Annotated in this window: 22 protein-coding genes; 17 read left to right on the forward strand and 5 right to left on the reverse strand. The window is 71.8% G+C overall.

Translation table 11 applies throughout. From position 1 onward, the window contains the following. Positions 1–71 precede the first annotated feature (71 nt). The 10 genes from D3P35_RS10795 to D3P35_RS10840 all read left to right on the forward strand — a co-directional run bounded on the left by D3P35_RS10795 (position 72) and on the right by D3P35_RS10840 (position 10,611). Complete coding sequence (locus D3P35_RS10795; RefSeq protein WP_118134739.1) at positions 72–563, forward strand: tripartite tricarboxylate transporter TctB family protein; 492 nt, start codon at positions 72–74, stop codon at positions 561–563. Continuing rightward, entirely contained in the window at positions 563–2,104 is a 1,542-nt protein-coding gene (locus D3P35_RS10800) for a tripartite tricarboxylate transporter permease (RefSeq protein WP_118134740.1), read from the forward strand. Before D3P35_RS10795 ends, D3P35_RS10800 begins: the two co-directional genes overlap by 1 nt. Continuing rightward, complete coding sequence (locus D3P35_RS10805) at positions 2,101–2,784, forward strand: TetR family transcriptional regulator (protein ID WP_118134741.1); 684 nt, start codon at positions 2,101–2,103, stop codon at positions 2,782–2,784. The genes D3P35_RS10800 and D3P35_RS10805 overlap by 4 nt, the downstream gene beginning before the upstream one ends. Beyond that, positions 2,777–3,610, forward strand: coding sequence for a sugar phosphate isomerase/epimerase (locus D3P35_RS10810; protein ID WP_157982103.1), 834 nt, complete (start codon positions 2,777–2,779; stop codon positions 3,608–3,610). Before D3P35_RS10805 ends, D3P35_RS10810 begins: the two co-directional genes overlap by 8 nt. Beyond that, positions 3,607–5,004, forward strand: coding sequence for an enolase C-terminal domain-like protein (locus tag D3P35_RS10815; protein ID WP_118134743.1), 1,398 nt, complete (start codon positions 3,607–3,609; stop codon positions 5,002–5,004). The genes D3P35_RS10810 and D3P35_RS10815 overlap by 4 nt, the downstream gene beginning before the upstream one ends. Further along, positions 5,001–6,152, forward strand: a complete 1,152-nt coding sequence (locus tag D3P35_RS10820; protein WP_118134744.1) for a Gfo/Idh/MocA family protein — start codon at positions 5,001–5,003, stop codon at positions 6,150–6,152. The genes D3P35_RS10815 and D3P35_RS10820 overlap by 4 nt, the downstream gene beginning before the upstream one ends. Positions 6,153–6,155: 3 nt before the next feature. Beyond that, the gene (locus tag D3P35_RS10825; protein ID WP_118134745.1) at positions 6,156–7,334 is read left to right on the forward strand and encodes a dihydrodipicolinate synthase family protein; all 1,179 of its coding nucleotides are present in this window, start codon (positions 6,156–6,158) and stop codon (positions 7,332–7,334) included. Position 7,335: 1 nt separating this feature from the next. Beyond that, entirely contained in the window at positions 7,336–8,157 is an 822-nt protein-coding gene (locus D3P35_RS10830; protein ID WP_118134746.1) for a sugar phosphate isomerase/epimerase, read from the forward strand. Between the two features lie 237 nt (positions 8,158–8,394). Beyond that, entirely contained in the window at positions 8,395–8,796 is a 402-nt protein-coding gene (locus D3P35_RS10835) for a GAF domain-containing protein (protein ID WP_118134747.1), read from the forward strand. A 30-nt stretch (positions 8,797–8,826) separates the two neighbouring features. Further along, positions 8,827–10,611 (forward strand): bifunctional diguanylate cyclase/phosphodiesterase, encoded by a 1,785-nt coding sequence (locus tag D3P35_RS10840; RefSeq protein WP_118134748.1) that lies wholly within the window; start codon positions 8,827–8,829, stop codon positions 10,609–10,611. 102 nt (positions 10,612–10,713) lie between these two features. Here the strand turns inward: D3P35_RS10840 and D3P35_RS10845 are convergent, their stop codons facing one another. The 3 genes from D3P35_RS10845 to D3P35_RS10855 all read right to left on the reverse strand — a co-directional run bounded on the left by D3P35_RS10845 (position 10,714) and on the right by D3P35_RS10855 (position 12,266). After that, positions 10,714–10,866 carry an entericidin A/B family lipoprotein gene (locus tag D3P35_RS10845; protein WP_118134749.1) on the reverse strand — a complete coding sequence of 51 codons (153 nt, stop codon included), beginning with the start codon at positions 10,864–10,866 and terminating at the stop codon, positions 10,714–10,716. 89 nt (positions 10,867–10,955) lie between these two features. Beyond that, a complete protein-coding gene (locus D3P35_RS10850) occupies positions 10,956–11,114 on the reverse strand; it encodes a DUF3309 family protein (protein ID WP_118134750.1) in 159 nt (52 codons plus the stop codon). A 129-nt stretch (positions 11,115–11,243) separates the two neighbouring features. Continuing rightward, positions 11,244–12,266 (reverse strand): LysR substrate-binding domain-containing protein, encoded by a 1,023-nt coding sequence (locus tag D3P35_RS10855; RefSeq protein ID WP_198670560.1) that lies wholly within the window; start codon positions 12,264–12,266, stop codon positions 11,244–11,246. A gap of 180 nt (positions 12,267–12,446) precedes the next feature. Between D3P35_RS10855 and D3P35_RS10860 the strand changes: the two genes are divergently transcribed. Then, complete coding sequence (locus D3P35_RS10860; RefSeq protein ID WP_118134751.1) at positions 12,447–12,722, forward strand: hypothetical protein; 276 nt, start codon at positions 12,447–12,449, stop codon at positions 12,720–12,722. A 45-nt stretch (positions 12,723–12,767) separates the two neighbouring features. Here D3P35_RS10860 and D3P35_RS10865 read toward each other — a convergent pair whose 3' ends face one another. Together D3P35_RS10865 and D3P35_RS10870 are read right to left on the reverse strand one after the other, a co-directional pair. After that, a complete protein-coding gene (locus D3P35_RS10865; RefSeq protein WP_198670561.1) occupies positions 12,768–15,221 on the reverse strand; it encodes a bifunctional diguanylate cyclase/phosphodiesterase in 2,454 nt (817 codons plus the stop codon). Between the two features lie 6 nt (positions 15,222–15,227). Beyond that, positions 15,228–15,755, reverse strand: a complete 528-nt coding sequence (locus D3P35_RS10870; RefSeq protein ID WP_118134752.1) for an oxidoreductase — start codon at positions 15,753–15,755, stop codon at positions 15,228–15,230. A 255-nt stretch (positions 15,756–16,010) separates the two neighbouring features. On the opposite strand from D3P35_RS10870, the gene D3P35_RS10875 reads away from it, so the two are divergent. The 6 genes from D3P35_RS10875 (at position 16,011) to D3P35_RS10900 (ending at position 21,124) form a co-directional block, all read left to right on the forward strand. After that, on the forward strand, positions 16,011–16,367 hold the full coding sequence (locus D3P35_RS10875) for a 6-carboxytetrahydropterin synthase (RefSeq protein ID WP_198670562.1): 357 nt from the start codon (positions 16,011–16,013) through the stop codon (positions 16,365–16,367). A 191-nt stretch (positions 16,368–16,558) separates the two neighbouring features. Continuing rightward, positions 16,559–17,326 (forward strand): SDR family NAD(P)-dependent oxidoreductase, encoded by a 768-nt coding sequence (locus D3P35_RS10880; protein WP_118134776.1) that lies wholly within the window; start codon positions 16,559–16,561, stop codon positions 17,324–17,326. Between the two features lie 21 nt (positions 17,327–17,347). Continuing rightward, on the forward strand, positions 17,348–18,550 hold the full coding sequence (locus D3P35_RS10885; RefSeq protein ID WP_118134753.1) for an acyl-CoA dehydrogenase family protein: 1,203 nt from the start codon (positions 17,348–17,350) through the stop codon (positions 18,548–18,550). Further along, positions 18,550–19,581: a phosphotransferase family protein gene (locus D3P35_RS10890; protein ID WP_198670563.1), complete on the forward strand. Its 1,032-nt coding sequence runs from the start codon at positions 18,550–18,552 to the stop codon at positions 19,579–19,581. The genes D3P35_RS10885 and D3P35_RS10890 overlap by 1 nt, the downstream gene beginning before the upstream one ends. Further along, entirely contained in the window at positions 19,574–19,933 is a 360-nt protein-coding gene (locus D3P35_RS10895) for a DUF6285 domain-containing protein (protein ID WP_118134754.1), read from the forward strand. Before D3P35_RS10890 ends, D3P35_RS10895 begins: the two co-directional genes overlap by 8 nt. Positions 19,934–20,176: 243 nt before the next feature. Beyond that, a complete protein-coding gene (locus tag D3P35_RS10900) occupies positions 20,177–21,124 on the forward strand; it encodes a nitronate monooxygenase family protein (protein ID WP_118134755.1) in 948 nt (315 codons plus the stop codon). Positions 21,125–21,176 lie beyond the last annotated feature (52 nt).

A 21,176-nucleotide genomic window follows, 5' to 3' on the forward strand; every position in this document is an offset into this window, starting at 1 on the left:
ACGCGCCGGCTGAACCTGACCGGGTGCCGCCCCGCCACGGGCGGCACCGCACCCCACCCCCGGAGAGCCCCATGTCCCCCAAAGCGCTTCGCGCCGACCGTATCACCGCTGCCGTTCTCTTCGCGCTCGGCCTCGCCATGCTGGCCGGCGGCTTCACGATGGACCGGCTGGAGGTCCGCCAGATCCACCCCGCCAGCATCCCCGGCCTGGTGCCGATGATCCTGGGCGCCATGCTCGCGCTCTGCGCGGTGCTGCTGTTCCTCGGCGCCCGCGGCCCCGCCACCGAGACCGATGCGGAAACCGCCCTCGACGTCTCGGGCCCGAACCTGTGGATCACCCTCGCGCTCACGCTCTTCTACGCGCTGGGGCTGGTCGGGCGCATGCCCTTCGAGCTTGCCACCGCGCTGTTCATCGCGGGGTTCGTGGCGGTGTTCACCTGGCCGGCGGAGCCGGGGCTGCGCGGCCGGGCCATCGTGCTGGGGCGCTCGGCGGTCTATGGCGTGGCGCTCGCCTTCGCGGTGTCGGTGCTGTTTCGTGACGGCTTCCTCGTGAGGCTGCCCTGATGGACCGGCTGGCAGATTTCCTCGGCGCGCTCGGCGGGCTCGCGAGCTTCACGACGCTTTTCCATGTCACCTGGTCGACGCTGCTGGGCATCTTCGTGGGCAGCCTTCCGGGCCTCACCGCCACCATGGGCGTGGCGCTGCTCACCACCCTCACCTACACGCTCGACCGCGACGCGGCCATCCTGGTGCTGATCTGCATGTATGTGGGGGCCATCTACGGCGGCTCGCGCAGCGCCATCCTGCTCAACATCCCCGGCACGCCGGCGAGTGCGGCCACCTCGCTCGACGGCTTCCCCCTCGCGCAGCGGGGCGAGGCGGGCTATGCGATGGCGCTGGCCACCGCGGGCTCGGCGCTCGGCACCATCGTGGGCATCGTGCTGCTGGTGCTGCTCGCCCCGCCGCTGGGCGAGGCGGCGCTCGGCTTCGGCTCGTTCGAGTTCTTCTGGCTCGCGGTGTTCGGCATCGTGATCTCGGGCCAGCTCACCGGCGGCGGGCGGCCGATCAAGGGCTACATCGCCGGGATCCTGGGCCTGATGGTGGCCATGGTGGGCTCCGACGGCATCCACGCCCATGTGCGCTTCAGCCTCGGGTTTTCCGAGCTCAACGGCGGCATTGGCCTCATCCCCGCCATGGTCGGCGCCTTCGGCTTCGCCGAGGTGCTCACGGTGATGTGGCAGCGCCGCGCGCAGGTGGCCTCGGTGCAGGCGCGCTCGAAGCGCATGCTGCCGCGCATCTCCGACCTGTGGCGCTTCAAGGGCACCATCGGGCGCTCCGGCGTGATCGGCACCATGGTGGGGATCATCCCCGGCGTGGGCGAGGACATCGGCGCCTGGGCCTCCTACGCGCTCGCGCGCCGGCTGAGCCCCGAGCGGGCCGAGTTCGGCAAGGGTTCGCGCGAGGGGCTGACGGCGGCGGAAACCGGCAATTCCGCCGTGGTGCCCGGCGCGCTCATCCCCGCGCTCACCCTCGCGGTGCCGGGCTCGGCGCCGGCGGCGGTGCTGATCGCGGCGCTGTTCATCCACGGCGTGCGGCCGGGGCCGATGATCATGCTCGAGCAGCCGGATTTCATCTATTCCATCGCCGCGATGCTGCTGCTCGCCACGCTGGCCATCACCGTGTTCGGCCTGTCGCTCACCCGCTTCTTCGTGATGGTGATGCGGGTGCCGCGCGAATACCTCATGCCGGTGGTCTTCACCCTGTGCCTCATCGGGCCCTACGCGCTCACCCAGCGGGTGTTCGACATCTGGGTGATGCTGGCCTTCGGCATCCTCGGCTTCGTGCTGCGCCGGATGGACTATCCCATGCCGCCGCTGGTGCTCGGCATCATCCTGGGCGACCTGCTCGACAAGAACCTGCGCCGCGGCCTCACGCTGTCGGACGGCGATCTCTCGCCCTTCTTCACCCGGCCGATCTCCGCCGCCTTCGCGGTGCTGATCGCGCTCACCATTGCCGCCAGCATCCCGGCCGTGCGCCGCGGGTTCGGCCGCCTCCTGCCCCGCCGCCGCCTGGCGGGCACCAGCCACGAAGGAAACCACCGTTGACCGACGCGCCCCGCCCCAGCCCGGCCCGCAAGCCCGCCCCCGTTCGCCTGCGTGACGCGGAGCGCTCGCGCCGCGCCATCCTCGAGGCGGCGCTGGTGGAGTTTTCCGAGGCCGGGCATGCCGGGGCGCGCATCGATGCCATCGCCCTGCGCGCGGGTGTCTCGAAGCCGCTGATCTACTCCTATTTCGGCGACAAGGACGCCCTCTACGCCGCCGCCCTGCGCGAGGCCTATGTCCAGATCCGCGAGGGCGAGCGCGACCTCGACCTCGAGCACAAGACCCCCGAGGACGCCATCCGCGCCCTCGTGGCCTTCACCCTGCAGCATTACGTGGAAAAGCCCTGGTTCATCTCCATGCTCAACACGGAAAACCTGCGCGGCGGCACCACCATCCGCGCGATAGAGGACGTGGGCGAGATCCAGTCTCCGCTCGTCACCCAGCTCGGCGCCACGCTCGAGCGCGGGGTGGCCGCCGGCGTGTTCCGCCCCGGCATCGACCCGGTCGACCTCTACATCATGATCGCCTCGCTGTGCTATTTCCCGGTGTCGAACGCCCACACGCTGCGCGTGGTGTTCCGCTGCGCCATCGACGGGCCCTGGCTTGCGCGGCGCTGCGCGGATGCGCAGGAGATGGTGCTGCGCTTCCTCCACCCGCCCGCGCCCGGTGGCGGCCATGCCTGAGCTGTCGATGTGCAACGAATTGCTCGCGGCCGAGGGGCGCGGGCTGGCGGAGCAATGCGAGATCGCGGCCGCCCTGGGCTACATGGGGCTCGAGATCGCCCCCGCCACGCTGGGCGAGGCGCCCGACCGGCTGAGCCCGCAGCGCGTGGCCGAAATCGCCCGCACCCTGGCCGACCACGGGCTGCGCGTCACCGGCCTGCACTGGCTGCTCGCGCCCTTCCCGGCGCTCTCGATCACCGAGCCCGCCGCGGCGGCTCAGACGCGCGACACCCTGCTGCGCCTCACCGATCTCTGCGCCGGGCTGGGCGGCGCGGTGATGGTGCACGGCTCGCCCGGCCAGCGCGTGCCCCCCGCGGGCGAGGCGCCGGAGCGCACGCTGGCCCGGGTGGCGGAGCTGTTCCGCCCCGTGGCCGCCCATGCCGGGGCCGCCGGCATCACCTATTGCATCGAGCCGCTCTCGCCGGCCGAGACGCCGTTCATCAACCGCGTGGCCGAGGGGGCGGCCCTGGCCGGAGCGGTGGGCGACCCCGCCTTCCGCACCATGATCGACACCTCGGCGGCCGGCGTGGCCGAGGCCGAGCCGGTCGCCGAGCTCATCGCACGCTGGCTGCCCACCGGCATGATCGGCCACGTGCAGGCGAACGACACCAACCGCGGCGCGCCCGGCACCGGGGCCGACCCGTTTCCCGCCATCGTCGCCGCCCTGCGCCGCGCCGGCTGGGCCCGTCCGGTGGCGGTGGAGCCCTTCACCACCTGCATCTCCGGGCCGGTGACCTTCGCCCTCGGCGCCGCCACGCTGCGCACCGCCTGGGAGGCCGCGGCATGAGCGCGCCGGCATTCCGCATCCGCGCGGTGGAGACCGGCGAGCGCCCGGTGACCCTGCGCCTCGGCTTCCGCTTCGGCAACACGCTGGTGGAGCGCACCTCCGAGGCCTACCTGCGCGTGACCCTCGAGGGGCCGGGGGGCACCGCGCAGGGCGTTGCCGCCCAGCTCATGGTGCCGCGCTGGTTCGACAAGCGCAGCGAGCGCTCCAACGAGCAGACCGTGGACGACCTGCGCCGCGCCGTGGCCAGTGCGGCGCGCCTCGCGCCCGGGCTGCGCGGCAGCGTCGCGGCGCTTGCCGCCGAGCTGCGCGCCGGCGCGCTCGCGGCGCTCAGCGAAGGGCCGGACCCGCTGCCGCGCCTCGCCGCCGGCTTCGGCCCGGCGCTGCTGGAAATGGCGCTGATCGACGCCGCCTGCCGCGCGCTCGGCTGCTCCTTCGCCGCCGCCGTGCAGGGCGATGCGCTCGGCCTCGCCGCCCTCGCGCCGCCCGACCTCGGCGCGGAGCCGCTGCGCGCCCATCTCGCCCGCCTGCGCCCGGCGCCGGAGATCGCCCTGCGCCACACGGTGGGCTATGACGCCCCCCTCACCGCGCGGGAGGTGCGCGCGCGCCCCGACGCGCTGCCGGTCTCGCTCGACGAGGTGATCGCCGCCACCGGGGTGCGCTGGTTCAAGATCAAGCTCAAGGGCGACCCGCAGGCCGACATCGCCCGGCTGGAGGCCATCGCCACGGTGCTCGAGCCCCTCGGGCCCGTGGGTGCCACGCTCGATGCGAACGAGCAGTACGGCCCGGAGGCTTTCGCCGAGTTCCTCGCCCGGCTCGCCGCCGCACCCCGGCTCGCGGGGCTGCGCGCGGGCCTCGCCTTCATCGAGCAGCCCTTCGCCCGCGACACCGCGCTGGAGACACGGGCCCCCGCCGGCCCGCCCCTCATCATCGACGAGAGCGACGACGCGGACGATGCCTTCCCCCGCGCGCTGGCGCTCGGCTGGGCGGGCGTCTCGGTGAAGAGCTGCAAGGGCGTGCTGCGCGCGCTGCTCAATTCCGCGCGGGTGGCGGGCTCGGGCGGGGGGGCCTTCCTCTCGGCGGAGGATCTCACCTGCCAGCCGGGCCTGTGCCTGCAGCAGGACACCGCGATGGCCGCGCTCGCAGGCGCGCGGCACATCGAGCGCAACGGCCACCATTTCGCCGGCGGCATGCAGGGCGCGGGGCAGGCCGAGCGCGAAGCCGCCCTCGCCGCCCACCCCGATCTCTACCGCCCCGGCGCGCGCGGGCCCGAGCCGGCCATCGCCGGCGGTCGGCTGCGGCTCGGCTCCCTCGACGGGCCGGGCTTCGCCTCCGCCCCGGGGCCCGATTTCACGACAATGAACAACAGGAACTTCCAGGAGGAAACCGGACAATGAGGCAATCCCGCATCGGCATCATCATGCACGGCGTCACCGGCCGCATGGGCATGAACCAGCACCTGATCCGCTCGGTGCTCGCCATTCGCGAACAGGGCGGCGTGCTGCTGTCGGACGGCTCGCGCCTGGTGCCGGACCCGATCATCGTCGGGCGCAACGCCGAGCGCGTGGAGGCGCTGGCGCAGCGCCACGGCATCTCCCGCTGGACCACCGACCTCGACGCGGCGCTGGCAAACCCCGACGACACGCTGTTCTTCGACGCCGCCTCCACCAAGCTGCGCCCGGAGCTGCTGCGCCGCGCCATCGACGCGGGCAAGCATGTCTACTGCGAGAAGCCGGTCTCCGAGAGCCTCGCCGAGGCGATGGAGATCGCGGCCTACGCGAAGGCGAAGGGCGTGAAGAACGGCATCGTGCACGACAAGCTCGACCTGCCGGGGCTGAAGAAGCTCCGCCGCCTGCGCGACAGCGGCTTCTTCGGCCGCATGCTCTCGGTGCGCGGCGAGTTCGGCTACTGGGTGTTCGAGGGCGACTGGATGGAGGCGCAGCGCCCGAGCTGGAACTACCGCAAGGCCGACGGCGGCGGCATCATCTCCGACATGCTGTGCCACTGGCGCTACGTGCTCGACAACACCATCGCCCCGGTGAAGGCGGTGAGCTGCCGCGGCGCGGTGCACATCCCCGAGCGCTGGGACGAGCAGGGCAAGCCCTATCCCGCCGACGCCGACGACGCCGCCTATGCCACCTTCGAGCTCGAGGGCGGCATCATCGCCCAGCTCAACTCGAGCTGGTGCGTGCGCGTGCGCCGCGACGACCTGGTGACCTTCCAGGTCGACGGCACCCATGGCTCGGCCGTGGCCGGGCTGCACCGCTGCTACAGCCAGCACCGGGTGAACACGCCCAAGCCGGTGTGGAACCCCGACCAGCCGCAGAAGATGAACTTCTTCGAGGACTGGGAGGAGGTGCCGGACAACACGGTCTACGACAACGGCTTCAAGGTGCAGTGGGAGGATTTCCTGCGCCATGTCGCCGAGGACGGGCCCTGGAGCTACTCGCTGCTCGAAGGGGCGAAGGGCGTCCAGCTCGCCGAGCTGGGCTATCGCAGCTGGCAGGAGCGTCGCTGGATCGACGTGCCCGCACTGGAGATCTGAGCCATGTCGACACTGACGCTGACCAACCCCGCCACCCTGCGCCTGCCGCTGCCCGGCGGCGCGCTGGCCCCGCTCACCCTCGACGCCGGCCCCGAGCCGGTGCCGCCCCCCGGCCCGTGGAGCCGCACCGCCTATGCCGCCGCCCATGTGGTGGCCGACCCGCTGGCCGAGATCGACCCCTGGCTGGGCACCGCCATCGACTGGGACCGCACCATCGCCTTCCGCGAGCATCTCTGGAGGCTCGGCTTCGGCGTGGCCGAGGCGATGGACACCGCGCAGCGCGGCATGGGGCTGGACTGGCCGACCTCGCTCGAGCTCATCCGCCGCAGCCTCGACGCGGCCGGTGGCCGCCCGGTGGGCTGCGGCGCGGGCACCGACCACGTCGCCCCCGGCCCCGGCGTGAGCCTCGATGACGTGATCGCCGCCTACGAGATGCAGTGCGAGGCGGTGGAGGCCGCCGGCGGCCAGGTGATCCTGATGGCCTCGCGCGCGCTGGTGCAGGCCGCGCGCGGGCCGGAGGACTACGCCCGCGTCTACGGCCGGGTGCTCTCGGGCCTCACCCGCCCGGCGATCCTGCACTGGCTGGGCGAGATGTTCGACCCCGCGCTGGCCGGCTACTGGGGCGCGGAGGATCATTGGGCGGCGATGGAGAGCTGCCTCGCCGTGATCGCGGAGAACGCGGCGAAGGTCGACGGCATCAAGATCTCGCTGCTCTCGGCGGAGAAGGAGATCGCCATGCGCCGCCGCCTGCCCGAGGGCGTGCGCATGTATACCGGCGACGATTTCAACTATCCCGAGCTGATCGAGGGCGACGCCGAGGGCCATTCCCACGCCCTGCTCGGCATCTTCGACCCCATCGCCGGCCCTGCCTCGCGCGCGCTCACCGCGCTCACCGGCGGGGATGCGGCCGGGGCGCGGGAGATTTTCGCCCCCACGGTGCCGCTGTCGCGCCACGTGTTCCGCGCGCCCACGCGCTTCTACAAGACCGGGGTGGTGTTCCTCGCCTATCTCTGCGGCCACCAGGACCATTTCACCATGGTGGGCGGGCAGGAGAGCGCGCGCTCCACGCTGCACCTGGCCGAGATCCTGCGCCTCGCGAACGCCGCCCGGCTGTTCCCGGACCCCGAATCGGCGGCCGCCCGGGCGCGCGCCGTCTTCGCCGCCCGCGGCGTGGAGGCCTGAGATGGCGGAGGCGAATCGCATCTCGCTCAACACCGCCACGGTGTCGCGGCAATGGTCGCTGGCGCAATGTGTGGAGGGCTGCCTGCGCCACGGGTTCGGCGGCATCTCGCCCTGGCGCGACAAGCTGCACGAGGCCGGCGTGGCCGAGGGCGCGCGGCTGATCCGGAACTCCGGCCTGGGCGTGAGCGGCCTCTGCCGGGGCGGCTGGTACACCGCCGAGGGCGCCCTCACGCCCGCCGTGCTCGACGACAACCGCCGCGCGGTGGACGAGGCGGCGGCCATCGGCGCGGCCTGCCTGGTGATGGTGGTGGGCGGCCTGCCGAAGGGCTCGCGCGACATCGACGGCGCGCGCGAGATCGTCACCGAGGGGCTGGCGCACACGCTCGAGTATGCCCGCGAAGCCGGGGTGCCCATCGCGCTCGAGCCGCTGCACCCGATGTATGCCGGCGACCGGGCCTGTGTGAACACCACCGGGCAGGCCCTTGATATCTGTGACCAGCTCGGCGAGGGGATCGGCCTCGCGCTCGATGTCTACCACGTGTGGTGGGACCCCGAGGTGAAGCGCCAGATCGCCCGGGCCGGCCGCGAGCGCCTGCTCGCCTTCCACATCTGCGACTGGCTGGTGCCCACCCGCGACCTGGTGCTCGACCGCGGCATGATGGGCGACGGGGTGATCGACATCGACGGCCTGCGCGCCGCGGTGGAGGCGGAGGGGTTCGACGGCCTGCTCGAGGTCGAGATCTTCTCGGACGCGAACTGGTGGAACCGCGACCCCGACGAGGTGCTCTCGACCATCGCGCAGCGGGTGGCGGCCCTGGCCTGAACCGTCCGCATCGCAGCCGGCGCGCCCCACGCGCGCCGGCTGGAACGCCCACCGGCAACTGTCCCGCGATTGATCAAATTTGATGTAATCCCGACCGGGATCGGCTTGCTTTATCGTTTCAGAACCTCTTAAGTGCGGGCATAGCCAATGTAGTTGATTAAGTTTGTTTCGTGTGGAGTTGGGGTCTGATGAGCACCCGATTTTTCAGCACCCGATTTTCCGGGGAGTGGCCGGGACATGGCGCGAAGTGAGCCCAGGTCCCTGCTGCGGGACCCCCGGACCTCGCCGCAGGACGAGGCCGGCCGCCTCGCCGCCCTGCACTCCTTCCGCATCACCGAAGCGCTCGCGGAGCGGGAACTCGGCCGGTTCGTCGATATCGCCGGCCGCGCCCTGCGCGCGCCGATCGCGGCGCTGAGCTTCAGCGGCGAGACCGAGCAGCATGTCTTCGCCGCCCGCGGCCCGGTGCCGAACGGCGTGGCGCGCGAGCGCTCCTTCTCCGCCCATGCCATCCGCGGCGAGGGGGTGTTCGAGGTGCCGGACGCGCTGGCCGACCCGCGCTTTCGCGACAGCCCCCTCGTCACCGGCGCGCCGGGCGTGCGCTTCTACGCCGGGGCGCCGCTGCGCACCGCGGAGGGCTGATCGCTGGGCACGATCTGCGTATCCGATACCGTGCCCCGGCCCGGCGGGCTGAGCGAGGCCGAGCGCCTCACGCTCGGCGATCTCGCCGAGCTGGTGGTGGCCCGGCTGGAGGAGCTGCGCCCGCGCCGCGCCGGGGCGGATGCCTCCCGCCTGCGCTTCGAACAGGTGTCGAGCACCTCTCCGGACAGCATCATCTGCGTGGACGAGGGCAACATCATCCGCTTCTGGAATGCCGGGGCCGAGCGCATGTTCGGCTATACCGCGGCCGAGGCGCTGGGGGAGACGCTGGAGATCATCCTGCCGAGCTCGCTGCACGGCCGCCGGCTGATCGGCCTCGCGCGGGTGGCCGCGGGCCGCGGCCAGGGCAGCCCCGGCCAGACCGTGACCCTGCCGGCGCTGCGCCGCGACGGCACGGAGTTCCCGGTGGAGCTGTCGCTCTCGCGCTGGGAGGAGGGGGGACGGCCGGTGTTCGGCGCCATCCTGCGCGACATCACCGACCGCCGCCGCGCCGAGGCCGAGCTGCGCCATGCCGCCGAGCACGACCCGCTCACCGGCCTTGCCAATCGCGCCCTGCTGCGCCGCCGGCTGGAGGCGCTCGACCGGAGCGGCCGGGGCGGCGCGGCAATGGTGCTCGACCTCGACGGGTTCAAGCACGTGAACGACGTCTTCGGACATTCCGGCGGCGACCAGCTGCTCGTCGCCGTGGCGAAGCGGCTGGTTTCGGCGGGGGAGGGGGCCCTGGTGGCGCGGCTGGGGGGCGACGAGTTCGTGCTGCTGCTCGAGGGCCGCCGCGACCCCGCCGCCCTGCGCCGCATGGCCGAGCGCGTGGTGGCGCTGCTGGGCGAGGCCGTGCCGCTGGAAAACCACCTGCTGCACGTGGGCACCAGCATCGGCGTGGCCTGCCGCGCGCCGGGCACGCCGCTGGGCGACCTGCTGGGCGATGCGGACATGGCGCTGTACCGGGCCAAGGCGCTGGGGCGGGGCCGGGTGATGTTCTTCGACCCTCAGATGCGGGCCAGCTCGCTCACCGGCGGCACGCTGATGCGCGAGCTGCACGGCGCCTGGGGGCGGGGCGAATTCGTGCTGCATTTCCAGCCCCGCGTGCGGCTGGCCGATGGCGCGCTGGCGGGGGCCGAGGCGCTGCTGCGCTGGAACCACCCGGAGCGCGGCCTGCTGACCCCCGGCGCCTTCCTGAGCGGGCTCGACAGCAGCATGCTCGCCGGGCCGGTGGGCGACTGGGTGCTGGAGACCGCCTGCCGCACCCTCGCGGCCTGGCGGCGGCGGGGCTTCTCCGGCCTGAAGATGAGCGTGAACCTGTTTTCCGCGCAGCTGCACGGGCCCGGGCTGGCCGAACGCGTGCCGGCGCTGCTCAGGTCCTGCGATCTGCCGGCCCGCGCGCTGGAACTGGAGCTGAACGAGGCCTCGATGCTGCGCAACCGCCAGACGCTGCCTGCCCTTCTGGGCCGGTTGCGCGCGGCGGGCGTGGGGGCGGTGTTCGACGGTTTCGGCACCGGGCTCGCGCCGCTGCGGCTGCTGCGCGACGTGCCCCTGCAATGCCTGAAGATCGACCGTTCGGCGGTCTCCGGCGACGGCGGGGGGCTGGCGGACCCGGCGATGGTCGAGGCCGTGGCCCGGCTCGGCAGCGGGCTGAACCTGGAGGTGGCGGCGGAAGGCATCGAGACCGCCGGCCAGGCGGGCCTGCTGCTCTCCTTCGGATGTACCACGGGGCAGGGGGCGCTGTTCGGGATGCCGGTGTCGCAGGCGGTGTTCGAGGCCCAGCATCTCGGCGACAGCAGATCGGCCGAGTCTGCCTGAGGCAGCCCAGGCGCGGCGCGGCCCCCTCGGAAGCCGCGCGGGGTCGACGGTGTCCGGCCCGGGCGGGGACCAGCCCTGACGGGCCCGGACCGGAACCGACGATCAGTTGTTCATGTCGGACTGCACTTTCTCCGAGGATTCCTCGATGGCGGACCCACCGGACTGGATGTCCTCACCCATGCCCTGCACCGTGTTGCAGGCCGCAAGGCCGAGGAAGAAACCGAGGAGGGCGATACGCTTGGCAATGCTGGTCATGGTGGATACCTCTTCTGCGAGTTGAATTGTTCTAGGGTTTCGAGGCCATGAAGCGGCCCCTGAGCGGGGGGCCGCTCGGGAACTGTGGGTCAGATCCGTCCCATCAGCAACAGGATGATTACGATCACGAGCACGAGGCCGAGCCCGCCGCTGGGATAATAGCCCCAGGCGCGGCTGTGCGGCCAGGTGGGCAGGGCGCCGATCAGAACCAGAAGCAGAATGATCACCAGAATGGTGCCGAGTGTCATCGTCCGGAACTCCCCCGTGAAATGCGTCGGCGTGCCGGGATGGCCGCGACGTCCAAGGACTTGGTTTCCGGGTGTCAACGCGGCCGGCGCGGAAAGGTTCCCGCGCATGCATGCACCGGCCGTCGGGCCTCAGGCAGGCAGGGCGTGCTGCTGGCTGCGGCGGGGCAAGTGGGCCTGGCGCCAAGGCTCGAGGCTGCGCAGGAAGAGCGAGGCCACGGCCTGCACCTGGGCATCCGCGCCCGGCCGCTCAAGCTTGCGGATCTGCACCGAGGGCAGGGGCGGCAGGCCGCAGTCGTCGCCCAGCACCACCAGCGGCGGCTCCACGAGGAAGGAGGGCACCGGCGCAATGGCGAGATCGGCCGAGACGGCGCTCATCTGCACGCTGAAATTGGCGCTGAGATAGGCGAAGCGGAAGTCGATGCCCTCGCGCTGCAATGCCTCCACGGCGCCCAGCCGCCAGGCGCAGTGCTGGTCCCACATCGCCAGCGGCAGCGGTCGGCGCTGGTAGGCCGCGCCGCCGCGGCAGCCGGCCCAGACCAGCGGCGAGGCGAGCACCACGCTGGCACCGCGCACCTGCGGTGTCTCGGGCCGGGCATAGACCAGCGCCACGTCGAGCAGCCCCGCGGCATGCCGGCGGGAAAGCTCGTCCGACGAGCCGATCACCACGTCGACGGTCACGTTGGGATGGGTGCAGGCGAACTCGCTCAGCACGTCCGGCAGCACCAGCGCGCCGAGGTCGTCCGGCGCGCCGAGCCGCACCGTGCCGGACATCTCGGCGGTGCGGAAACGGGCCATCATCTCGCCGGTGAGCGCGAGGATGCGCCGGGCGTAGGAGAGCAGCACCTCGCCCTGGGGCGTGAGGGTGACGGCGCGCGAGTCGCGCCGCAGCAGGGAGGCCGAGAGCAGGCCCTCGAGCTTCTTCACCTGCATCGAGACCGCGGAGGGCGTGCGCCCCACCCGGTCCGCCGCGCGGGAGAAACTGCCGGTCTCCACGATCGCGACATAGGTGCGCAGCAGGTCGGAATCGACCCGGCCGAGGGCGGCATGCAGTTCCGGTTCCGGCTCCGGCCCGGCCGGCCCGAGGGGCACATCGGCTTCGGGCTGCGCACCGGGCAGGGTTTCTCGCAGGGTCTCGGGCATCCGGCGGCTCATGCTGGCTCTCCCCTCTGCCCCCGGCGCGGCGGTGTTTCCCGGATCGTGGGTCGGGAATGCTGCGGGGGGACGTTCAATAATTCTGAATCAGAGTAACAGATCTATTCGTTTGATTGAACCCGCCCGCGCCCTCATCTTCAGCGTATCGAACACGGAAATCCGAGCCGAAAGGACAGGCAGATGACGTATGCACATATCGACATCCCCACGCGGTCTGCCACGGGCGGGCCATGGGGCGGCTGGCTGCGGGCGGTCTCCGCGCGCATGGCGGAGCGCCGCCGCCAGCGGCTGGACCGCGCCGCGTTCCGCAACCTGCTGCACAAGGACGAGTGGGTGCTGCGCGACCTCGGGGTGACGCGCCATGACGTGGAACAGGCGGCGGGCCTGCCGCTGTCGCGCAACGCGGCGGAAGAGCTGCGCCGCCTGGCACTTGCAAACCGCCTCGGCGGGATGTGAGGCGGGGCCGGGGCGGCGCGGGCCGCGCGCCGCTCCGGGGCGGGCTCAGCGCCCGGTGCTCTCTCCCGCCCGCTCCCCGGCCTTTCCGATGGTGTGCCAGCCGCTGAACCCGGCGAGGAAACCGTCGAGATCCTCCTTGCGCAGCGGCTTGCTCACCAGGTAGCCCTGCACCTCCGAGCAGCCGGCGGCGCGCACGATCTCGAGCTGTTCGGCGGTCTCCACCCCCTCGGCGACGGTGCGGATGCCGAGGCTGTTGGCCATGTTGATGATGGCGTAGACGATGGAGGAATGGTCGCGGTTGCGGCCGATCTCCTCGATGAAGGAGCGGTCGATCTTGATCTTGTCCACCGCGAAGCGGCGCAGGTAGCGCAGCGAGGAATAGCCGGTGCCGAAATCGTCGAGCGAGAGCCGGGCGCCGAGCGCGCGCAGGGCCCGCAGGTCCTCCACGATGCGCAGGTTGTCCTCCAGCAGCAGGGTCTCGGTGATCTCGAGGTCGAGCCTGCGCGCCGGCAGGCCGGTTTCCTTCAGCACCCGCGAGACGATGTCCACGATGTTGGAGCGGCCGAACTGCAGCGGTGAGAGGTTCACCGCCACGTTGATCTCGCCGGGCAGGGTGGTGGCCATGCTGCAGGCCTCGCGCAGCACCCAGGCGCCGAGGTCGACGATGAGCCCGGTCTCCTCGGCCACCGAGATCACCTCCTGCGGCGAGACCCGGTCCTGCGCGGCATGGCGCCAGCGCACCAGCCCCTCCACCGAGGTCACCCGGCCGGTGGCGAGGTCGGTGATGGGCTGGAAGGCGAGATGGAACTGCTCGTCGAAGCTCTCGGAGAGCAGGGTGCTCTCGATGCGGCTGCGCCGCTTGGTGCGCACCAGCATGTCGGAGGTGTAGAAGGTGTAGGTGGCCCGCCCGGCCGCCTTGGCCTCGTAGAGCGCGAGATCGGCGTTCACCAGCAGGTCGTCGACGCTCTCCTCGCTGTTCTCGCTCACCGCGATGCCGATGCTGCCGGCGCAGAACACCTCGTGGCCGCCGATGTAGTAGGGCTCGGCCAGCGCCTCGGCCAGGCGGGTGGCGATGGCATTGGCCTGATCGGGGGAGGTGAGATCGCCGTAGACCACGATGAACTCGTCCCCCCCCACCCGCGAGAGCGTGTCCTCCTCGCGGAAGATGGCGCGCAGGCGCAGGGCGGCCTGGCACAGCAGCTTGTCGCCGAAGGGATGGCCGTAGGTGTCGTTGATCTTCTTGAAGTTGTCGAGGTCGATGCACAGCACTGCGGTCATCCGGCCGGCGGCGCGGTCGCGGCCGAGCGTGGTGCGGAACTGCTCGAGCAGGAGCACGCGGTTCGGCAGGTCGGTGAGCACGTCGTGCCGGGCCATGTGGTAGACCTGCGCCTGGGCGCGGTGGCGCTCGGTGATGTCCTCGTAGGTGGCGGTCCAGCCGCCGCTCTCCATCGGCTGGCGCGAGAGCATGATGGCCCGGCCGTCCTGCAGGTGGAGCACGAAGGATTCCGGGCCGCTGGGCAGGCCGCCGGCATCGCGCGGCAGCAGGAGCTCGCGGGCGTCGCGGGTCGAGCAGGTGCCCGCCCCCACCAGCGCCTGCTCCAGCTCCTCCAGCCCGGTGCCGGGCAGCAGCCGGCGTTCCGGCAGTCGGAAGATCTCGGCCATGCGCCGGTTGCTCACGATCACCCGGCCGCCCGCATCGAACATCGCCAGCCCGTGGGACATGTTGTCGAGCGCGGTCTCGAACAGCCCGTTCTGAACCGTGAGCTCCTCGTTCGCGCGCTGCTTCTCGGTGACCGCGGCGGCCAGCTCGGCGCCCGCCTCGCGCAGCTCCTCGTTGGTGTCGGCCAGCGAGGTCTGGGCCACCACCAGCAGCCGGTTCTGCCAGGCGTTGAGCAGGAACAGCACGAAGCCGCCCACCGCCAGCGATATGGCAAGGCCGGTGAACTCCCAGTGCAGCTGGAACAGCTCGCGCTGCTCGCGCGCCACCTGCGAGCCGCCGTAGGCGTTCGCCGCCGAGACGAGGCCGGTGAAGCGCCCTTCCAGCGGGCGGGTGATGTCGAGCGCCTCGCGGCTGCGGGCCGGGTCGTCGATGATCGGATCGAGCGCGAAGAGCGTGTCGGAGATCTGCTCCACCGCCTCGGCGCGATCCGGATCCTCGGTGACGAAGCCGCGGAAGTCGCCGGCCTCGAACAGGGACATGCGGCTGAGCAGGATCTCGTAGCGCAGCCGTACCGCGTCCGCCGCGGCCTGGGAGCCGGGAGCCAGCGCCAGTTCGTAGAGCTCGCCGCGCATGCGCAGGAACTCGCTCAGCCCCTGCGCCGCGCTGAAGGCCACGTCGTAGCGCGAGACGTGGCTGAGCGCCGCCTGACGTTTCAACACCAGGACCGAGATGTAGGACGCTGCCGAGAGCAGGCAGATCATCACCACGGCAAGCACGATTCGGATCGCCCGGACCGCCGTGCCGGGCCTCGGCACGTTTCTGGTGAAGAACTTCAGCATCGATCCTTATTTCACGACGATTCGGGCGAGCTGCCAGACCGAACGGGAATAGAAGTCCTGGCTCTGCAGCTCGGTTGCGCTGTCGTAGTCGTAGACGATGAACAGGGGGCCCTTGTCGCGGATCGGCATGTAGGCGCCATCGCGCTTGAGGGCGAGGATGGTTCCGTACGTCTCGAAGTCGGCTATCGGAACCTCGGTACGGTAGTCGTTGAGCGCGACGGCTTCGATCACGGTGCCCTCCGCGCCGACCAGCTCCATCAGCTTCGCCATCGGAACGCCCTCGAACTCGGTCGCGCCGGTGAACCAGGGCGTGGTGGTGGTGAAGGATTCCATCCCGAGGGATTCGAGCATCTCGCGGTCGAATTGCGCCGTGTCCCCGACATTGGTATTCGAGATCCGGCCCTCGATGGTGAGCAGTGGCGGGCCGCTGGGCGCCTGCAATTCGGCCGCGCCGGAGGCGGTCACCCACAGCACGGAAGCAAGGAGTGACACAAGACCGACAAGGCGTCGTGCTACTGAACTCACCGCATACATGGCATTCTCTCCTTTATTCGGCCACTCGCCAGCCACCTTCCAAACCTCTCGGAAATGTGGCACTCAGCAGTATTTCAGTCTGTATCATAACAGCTTGCAAACACCTGATCTCTGCACCATAACCACAGCTTCCCGGTTGTGGATCACTAGCAATGCAACTACTCGATATCAAGCTCGATCAGGTGGCAGACATGATGCCAAGTAACTGGAATTGACCGTCTTCAACGCTCCTATACCTGCACTGGAAACATAATCGTGACCGCACTCATCGAGACCTACAAGCAATTTACCTTCGAAGCCGCACACCAGCTGCCGCCCTACTCCGGGCTGCACGGCCACTCCTTCAAGGTCAGCGTACACATTTCCGGCTCGCCCGACGCCAAGTTCGGCTGGGCCACCAATCTCTACGAGCTCGAGCGCCATGTCGAGGCTCTGCGCCTCCAGCTCGATCATTCGTATCTCAACGATATCGACGGGCTCGAAGACCCCTCGCTGGAGAATGTCGCGGCCTGGATCTGGGCCCGGCTGCGCCCGGACGTGGAGGGCATGACCCATGTCACCGTGAGCCGCGGCATCGACGGCCAGGCCGAGGGCTGCGTCTACCGCGCCTGACGCCCGCCGGACGTTACGGAACGCGGGGCTGCCCGCTCCGACCCCGCCCCCCTTCCTCGCGAAGCCTCTCGACCTGCCGGGCCTGCCCGGTCTAGGCTGGGGGCAGAAAAACGAGGAGAGGGGGGAGACATGCCAGCACTGCCGGGGCCGTGCGCCTGCGCGCGGCGCGATGCCGGGCGCCGGGGCGCGCCATGAGCTTCACCCTTTCGCTCGCGGGGCAGACCGCGCTCGTCACCGGCGCCAGCGGCGGGCTGGGCCGGCATTTCGCCGGGCTGCTCGCCGGGGCCGGCGCGCGGGTGGTGCTCGCCGCCCGGCGCCGCGAGGCGCTGGAGGAGGCCTGCGCCGAGATCCGCGCCGCCGGCGGCACGGCGGAGGCGGTGGCGATGGACGTGACCGACCCCGCCTCGGTGGAGGCCGCATTCGACGCCGCCTGCGCCGCCTTCGGCCCGCCCGACATCCTCATCAACAACGCCGGCATCTCCGGCGGCGGCCCGGCCCTCGACGTGACGCCGCAGGACTGGTCGGCAGTGATCGACACCAACCTCACCGGCTGTTTCACCGTGGCCTGCGCCGGCGCGCGCCGGCTGCGCGATGCGGGCCGGCCGGGGGTGGTGGTCAACATCGCCTCCATCCTCGGGCTCCGGGTGGCCGGCGGGCTCGCGCCCTATGCCGCGGCGAAGGCCGGGCTGGTGCAGCTCACCTCGGCGCTGGCCCTCGAATGGGCGCGGCACGGCATCCGGGTGAACGCCCTCGCGCCGGGCTATGTCGAGACCGACATCAACCGCGCGTTCTTCGCCACCGAGCCCGGGCAGGCGCTGGTCCGGCGCATCCCGCAGCGCAGGCTGGGGCAGATGTCGGACCTCGACCTGCCGCTGCTCGCCCTCTGTGCGCCCGGCTCGGGCTATGTCACCGGCTCGGTGCTCGCCGTCGACGGCGGGCACCTCGCAAGTTCGCTCTGAGCCCCCGAAAGGAGCCGCCCCTTGGATTTCGCCCTTTCCCCCGAGACAGACGCCCTGCGCAGCCGGGTGCGCGATTTCGTCGAGACCCGGATCATCCCGCTTGAGGCCGACCCCGCCGCCCGCGACGCGCATGAGAACATCGCCGAGCCCGCCCTGCAGCGCCTGCGCGCCGAGGTGAAGGCCGCCGGCCTCTGGGCGCCGCAGATGCCGGTGGCCCGCGGCGGGCTCGGCCTCGGCCCGGTGGGGATGGCCGCCCTCTACGAGGAGATGAACCGCTCGATCTTCGGCCCGGTGTGCTTCAACTGCGCCGCCCCGGACGATGGCAACATGATGCTGCTGGAGAAGGTGGGCACCGAAGCGCAGAAGGCGCGCTGGCTGCAGCCCGTCGTCGACGGCGCGGTGCGCAGCGCCTTCGTGATGACCGAGCCCGCGCCCGGCTCCGGCTCCGACCCCGCCGGGATGATGCGCACCACGGCCGAGAAGCGCGGCGACCGCTGGGTGGTGAACGGCACCAAGTGGTTCATCACCGGGGCGGGTGTGGCGGCGCATTTCCTGCTGGTCGCGCGCACCTCGGACGACCCGCGCCGCGGCCTCACCTGTTTCCTGTTCCACCGCGACGACCCGGGCTGGGAGATTGTCCGCCGCATCCCCATCATGGGGCCGGAGGAGCATGGCGGGCATTGCGAGCTCGTGTTCGAGGGGCTCGAGATCCCCGACGAGAACCGGCTGATGGGCGTGGGCGAGGGGCTGAAGGCCACGCAGATCCGGCTCGGCACCGCCCGGCTCACCCATTGCATGCGCTGGCTGGGGATGGCGCGCCGGGCGCTGGAGATCGGCGAGGCACATGTGCGCGAGCGCATCGCCTTCGGCACGCCGCTGGCCGCGCACGAGAGCGTGCAGACCCTGCTGGGCGAGGCGGCGATGCAGATCGAGATCGGCCGGCTGCTCACCATGAAGGCCGCCTGGAAGCTCGAGCAGGGCGATTTCGCCCGCAAGGAGGTGAGCATGGCCAAGATCGTGGTGGCCGACGCGCTGCAGCAGGCGGTGGACACCGCCATCCAGCTCAACGGCGCGAAGGGCTATTCCACCGACACGCCGCTGGAGTGGATGTACCGCTACGCCCGCCAGGCGCGGCTGGTCGACGGCGCCTCGGAGGTGCACAAGATGGTGCTGTCGCGCTTCCTCGCGAAGGAGGGGCGCGACTTCTGGGGCTGGGGCGTCTGATGGAGGGGCATCGGGCCGCGCTGGAAGCCTGGCTCGCCGCGCGCGCCGGCGCCGCCTCGGCCCGGGTGAGCGGCCTCGCGAAGCTCTCCGGCGGGGCGATACAGGAGAACTGGGCGCTCGATGTCGCTTTCGAGGGCGGCAGCCGGCCCGGCGGCCTCGCGCTGGTGCTGCGCACCGACGCGCCCTCGGGCGTGGCGGAAAGCCTTGGCCGGGCCGAGGAATTCGCCCTGTTCAGCGCCGCCCATGCCGCGGGTGTGACCGTGCCCGAGCCGCTGTGGCTCGACGCGGAAGGGGCGGTGACGGGCCGTCCGCTCTTCGTGATGGCTCGGGTGCGCGGCGTGGCGGCGGGCCACCTGCTGGTGCGCGCCATGGCCGAGGGCGGCGCGCAGGGGCCGGCGGCTGGGGCGGCGCTCGCCCGTACGCTCGGGGTCGAGCTTGCCCGCATCCACACGATCACCCCGCCGCGGGCCGAGCTCGGCTTTCTCGGCGCGGTGCCGGAGAACCCGGGCCTCGCGGCCGTGGCCGAGTTCCGCCGCTGGCTCGACGGTCACCGGGTGCCGCACCCGATCCTCGAGTGGGGCCTGCGCTGGCTGGAGCGCAACGCGCCGCCGCCGGGGCCCCCGGTGCTGTGCCACAATGATTTCCGCACCGGCAACTACATGGTCGAGGGCGCTCGGCTCACCGCGGTGCTGGACTGGGAGTTTGCCGCCTGGGGCGATGCGCAGGCCGATCTGGGCTGGTTCTGCGCGCCCTGCTGGCGCTTCGGCGCGCTGGCGGCGGAGGCGGGCGGCATCGCGCCGCGCGAGGCTTTCTACGCGGGCTACGAGGCCGCCGGCGGCCGGGTGGACCGCCCCCGTGCGCGCTACTGGGAGGTGATGGCCACGCTCCGCTGGGCGGTGATCGCGCTGCAGCAGGCGGAGCGGCATGTCTCGGGCGGCGAGCGCAGCCTCGAGCTCGCGCTCACCGCCCATGTGCTGCCGGCGCTCGAGCTCGACATCATGGAGATGACCGCGGAGGAGAGCCATGCGTGACGCCCCCGAGGCCGCCGACCTCATCGCCACCGCGCTGGAGGTCTACCGGGCCGAACTGATGCCCGAGCTGCCCGAGGCGGCGCGCTACCGCGGGCTGATGGTGGCCAACGCCCTCGCCATCGCCCTGCGGCAGGTGGAGGCGGGCGAAGCCCCGCTGCGCGCGGAGGTCGAACGCCTCGCCGCCCTGCGGCCGGAGGACCCCGACCAGGCCCGCTTTGCCGCCGACATCCGCGCCGGGCGCTACGACCCCGGCACGCCGGACCATGCCGCCGCCGCGGCGCATCTCGCCGCCCTCGCCCGCGAAAAGGCCGCCGAGAGCGCCCCGCGCGCGCTGGGGCGCGGCGGTACGTGACCCTGCGTCGCCCCCGCGCAGGCAGTGGCTTTCCCGCGCCGCCAGAGGGGATGCGCAGGCGTCCGGGCCCCGGGGGTGGGCGGAAAGAGGCCGCACTGGCCCGTGCGCTCGGGAGCAGACCGCGCGGGCGAGGATACGACCACCCCGCGACGCGTGGGGACAGCAGGACACCGCGCCCCGGAGCGCGGCGGTGACAGGATTTCACGCCCGCAGCGGCGCCGCGACACGAAGGAGGAGTGCAACATGGCCCTGCCGGACCAGCTCAAGGGGCGGCTGCGGCTGCCGGTGGTCGCAGCACCGATGTTCCTCGCCTCGGGGCCGGACCTGGTGGTGGAGACCTGCCGGGCCGGCGCGCTCGGCACCTTCCCGGCGCTGAACCAGCGCAGCACGGAAGGCTACGGAGACTGGCTCTCCGAAATCCGTGACCGGCTGGCGGAGGCCGAGGCGGCGGGCGGGCCGCCCCCCGCGCCCTTCGGCGTCAACCTCATCGTGCACCGCACCAACCCTCGCCTCGACGCCGACCTCGAGATGACCGTGCGCCACAAGGTGCCGGTGGTCATCACCTCGCTCGGCGCGGTGCCCGAGCTGGTGCGCGAGGTGCAGGCCTATGGCGGCGTGGTGTTCCACGACGTGATCAGCCTGCGCCACGCCCGCAAGGCGGCCGGCGCCGGGGTGGACGGCATCATCGCGGTGAGCGCGGGCGCGGGCGGCCACGCGGGGCGGATGAGCCCCTTCGCGCTTACCTCCGAGATCCGCGGCTTCTTCGACGGCACCTTGCTGCTGGCCGGGGCGATCAACACCGGCGCGCAGGTGGCAGCAGCCCGCGCGATGGGCGCCGACCTCGCCTATCTCGGCACCCGCTTCATCGCCACGCGCGAGGCGCTCTCGCCGCGCGAGCACAAGGCGATGATCCTCGGCGCCGACGCGGCCGACGTGATCTACACCGACCGCATCAGCGGGGTGAACGCGAATTTCCTGCGCCCCAGCATCGCCGCCGCCGGGCTCGACCCCGACGCCCTGCCGCCGCACGAGGGGCTCGACATGGCCGCCGACGTGAAGGCCTGGAAGACCATCTGGTCGGCCGGCGAGGGCGTGGGCGGCATCACCGACCTGCCCGGCGCCTCCGAGCTCTGCGCCCGGCTGGGCGAGGAATACCGCGCCGCGGTGCGGGCGCTTGCCGCCGGGTTCTGATTTCGTGAACGCTGTGTCGTCGGGTCAATACTATTTACCCTTGCCGCGAACG

Origin of the sequence: Oceanicella sp. SM1341 (assembly GCF_003448965.1) — a bacterium.
Lineage (GTDB): Bacteria > Pseudomonadota > Alphaproteobacteria > Rhodobacterales > Rhodobacteraceae > Paroceanicella.